The following is a 3,399-nucleotide window of genomic DNA, read 5'->3' as shown; positions in this document are numbered from 1 at the left end:
GGCAAGACGACGTTCGCCGCGGCCCTCGCGTCGGCGCTCGCGGTCACCGGCGGTGCCGCCCCGACCCCGGGGGGTGACGGGCCCGCGCCGCTGGGCGGTGCCGTGCCGCCCACGCGCGGTGGCAGGTCGATGCCCCCGAGCAGTGCCCAAGGCCTGGTCCGGCCCCGGGTCGCCGTGCTGCACCTGGACGATCTCTACGAGGGCTGGTCCGGGCTGGCGGGCTCGCTGTGGCCGCGGTTGAGCGCCCAGGTGCTCGAACCCCTGCGCCGTGGTGAGCCGGGCTGCTACCAGCGCTACGACTGGGTGCTGGGCCGGTTCGCCGAGTGGGTGCCGGTCCCGGTGCCGCAGGTGCTCGTCCTCGAGGGCTGCGGTGCCGCGCGTCGCGACTGCGACCCGGTGGCGTCGCTGCGGGTCTGGGTGCAGGCGCCCGACGACCTGCGCCTCGCCCGTGGTCTGCTCCGGGACGGCGAGGGCGCCCGGGAGCACTGGATCGCCTGGATGCGGGACGAGGCCGACCACTTCGCGGCGCAGGACACCCTCCGACGGGCCGACGTGCGCCTCGACGCATGGGGCACAATGCCGACGTGACCGCCGAAAGGGAAGTCCCGACGCTCGGCCGGGTCCCGGCCCGCGTCTGGTTCGCCCGGTCGGTGCTCGACGTCGCGCGTGACCTGCTCGGCGCGTTCGTCACGACCCGGTCGCCGGACGGCGACGTGACGGTGCGTCTCACCGAGGTCGAGGCCTACGGCGGCGACGACGACCCCGCCTCGCACGCCTACCGCGGTCGCAACGCGCGCAACGCGACGATGTTCGCCGAGCCTGGCCGGTTGTACGTGTACCGCCACCTGGGACTGCACGACTGCGCCAACGTGGTGGCCGAGCCGACCGGTCGGCCGGCCGCGGTGCTGCTGCGCGCCGGCGAGGTGGTCGACGGGGCGGACCTGGCTTGGGCGCGCCGTGCGCGGCACGGGACGGTGGACAGCGCCCGGCAGCTGGCCCGCGGTCCGGCGCGCCTGTCGGTGTGCCTGGGCCTGGCGCTGGACGACAACGGCGCCGACGTCACGGAGGCCGACGGGCGCGTCGTCGTGCACCGGGCCGAGCTGCCGTCACGTCCGGGCACGGTGGCCTCGGGTGTGCGGGTGGGTGTCGGCGGGGCCGGCAGCGACCCGACGCGTCATCCCTGGCGGCTGTGGCTGACCAACGAGCCGACGGTGTCGGCGTTCCGGCCCGGGTATCGCTCGCCGGCGTCGGGAGACGCCCCCGGTGGGGCGACGACGTCGGCGTGAGCACCTGCGCGTGACCCCAACCCCTGACCCTTGTGCGCCACCGGCGCACCGTCGTGCCGGCTGCGGCCGGCTGAGGAGCTGTGCATGACCGACATCCTCGACGAGCTCGCCTGGCGCGGGCTGGTCGCCCAGACCACGGACCTGACCGCGCTGCGCGCTGCGCTGGCGGACGGCCCGATCACCTTCTACGCCGGGTTCGACCCGACGGCGCCGAGCCTGCACCACGGCCACCTGGTGCAGCTCGTGCTCATGCGGCACCTGCAGCGCGCAGGTCACCGTCCGCTGGCCCTCGTCGGCGGCGCGACCGGCCTCATCGGCGACCCCCGCATGTCGGGGGAGCGGGTGCTCAACACCAAGGAGACCGTCGCGACCTGGGTGGGCCGGTTGCAGGCGCAGATCGAGCACTTCCTCGACTTCGACGGCCCGAACGCCGCCCGGATGGTCAACAACCTCGACTGGACGGGCTCGTTGACCGCGATCGACTTCCTGCGCGACGTCGGCAAGCACTACCGGCTCGGCACCATGCTGGCCAAGGACACGGTGGCCCGCCGGCTCGCGAGCGAGGAGGGCATCTCGTTCACCGAGTTCAGCTACCAGATCCTGCAGGGGCTGGACTACCTCGAGCTGCACCGGCGCTACGGCTGCGCGCTGCAGACCGGCGGCAACGACCAGTGGGGCAACCTGCTGTCCGGGGTGGAGCTGATCCGCAAGTCCGAGCACGACGTGGTGCACGCCATGACGACGCCGCTCATCACGAAGGCCGACGGGACCAAGTTCGGCAAGTCCGAGGGCGGGGCGATCTGGCTGGCTCCGGACATGATGAGCCCGTACGCGTTCTACCAGTTCTGGCTCAACACCGATGACGCCGACGTCGTCCGCCACCTCAAGGTGTTCACCTTCCGCAGCCGGGAGGAGATCGCCGAGCTGGAGGCCGCGGTGCAGGACGCGCCGGCGGCGCGGCGTGCGCAGCGGGTGCTCGCGGACGACGTGACCCGGCTGGTGCACGGCGACCACGCGACCGACCAGGTGATCGCGGCGAGCACGGCGCTGTTCGGCCGTGGTTCGCTGACCGACCTCGACGAGGCCACGGTGCAGGCGGCGGTCGCCGAGCTCCGCTCGGCGCCTGGCGCGGTGGGGGACCGGTGGGTCGACCTCGCGGCGGCCTCGGGCGTCGTGGAGTCGAAGGCGGCTGCCCGCCGGGCGGTGGCCGAGGGTGGGCTGTCGGTGAACAACGAGCGGGTGAGCGACCCGGACGCCGTGCTGGCGGCCGACCAGCTGCTGCACGGACGGTGGGCGCTGCTGCGTCGTGGCAAGCGCACGCTCGCCGTGGTGGACACCCGACCCGCCGAGGACTGAGCGCACCGGGGCGCCCCGCGTCCCGCTGTCGTGACCGAGCACCCGTCGCAGGAACGTCTGCGGCGGGTGCTCGCGTCTGTGGGGCGCGCGTCGCCCGGACCTCGCGCCGGGTCGCGGCGTCGGGACTCTCGACGCGTCCCCGTAGCCGGGTCGTGGCGTCGCGTGCTCGTACCGGGACCCGGCGCCGTGTCCCGGGAGGCCGGCTCCTCGCGCCGGGTCGCCGGGTCGGCGACGGCGACTGGTCCTCGCGCGTTGTCGGGGCGAGCCGTGAGCGTGCCCGGACCTCGCCGTCAGTCACGTCCGGGGGCCTCTGCCGGTCGAGCACAGGGGGCCTCGTCTGCCGCGAACGGCCTGCCCCACGGACGCTGGTGACTCACAGAGCCTCTGACCTGCGAAAACGCAGCGCATGAGGGCTCTGTGGGGCCGTCCGCGGGGGCCGATTTGCACACGCGGCAACACACCGGTAATGTTCTCCAAGCCGCCGCAGGGAGGAACGGACACCGAGGGTTGAACCCGGTGGCCGGTCCCGGACCGGCGGACAAACCTGAGCAGGTCCTCGACGCTTCGGCGTCTTGTGGTCGCGCGCTCAGATCGTAGGACAAGCCTTCGATGACGGCCTCACGGTCGGCACGGATGCGCGTGTGTTGTTTGAGAACTCAACAGTGTGTCGAGAGTAGTCGATGCCGTTTGCTTGGTTGCTGTTCGTGGTGCTTGCTGTTGTGGCGGGTGTTGCGGGTGGTGGCTGGGTTGGTGTCGA

3 protein-coding genes are annotated in these 3,399 nt (G+C 73.2%); all 3 read left to right on the top strand.

The window, feature by feature from the left end; genetic code table 11:
• On the top strand, nucleotides 1-588 hold a 588-nt coding region (locus F2B26_RS15205; RefSeq protein ID WP_235929709.1), incomplete at its 5' end, for a nucleoside/nucleotide kinase family protein.
• Complete coding sequence (locus F2B26_RS15200) at nucleotides 567-1,286, top strand: DNA-3-methyladenine glycosylase (protein ID WP_159810798.1); 720 nt, start codon at nucleotides 567-569, stop codon at nucleotides 1,284-1,286. The genes F2B26_RS15205 and F2B26_RS15200, both read left to right, overlap by 22 nt.
• Before the next feature lie 84 nt (nucleotides 1,287-1,370).
• The gene (tyrS, locus tag F2B26_RS15195) at nucleotides 1,371-2,642 is read left to right on the top strand and encodes a tyrosine--tRNA ligase (RefSeq protein WP_159810796.1); all 1,272 of its coding nucleotides are present in this window, start codon (nucleotides 1,371-1,373) and stop codon (nucleotides 2,640-2,642) included.
• Nucleotides 2,643-3,399: the final 757 nt, after the last annotated feature.

The organism is Cellulomonas citrea (assembly GCF_009829685.1).
In the GTDB taxonomy this organism is placed as follows: domain Bacteria; phylum Actinomycetota; class Actinomycetes; order Actinomycetales; family Cellulomonadaceae; genus Cellulomonas; species Cellulomonas citrea.
This window is presented reverse-complemented; position numbering and strand designations above follow the sequence as displayed.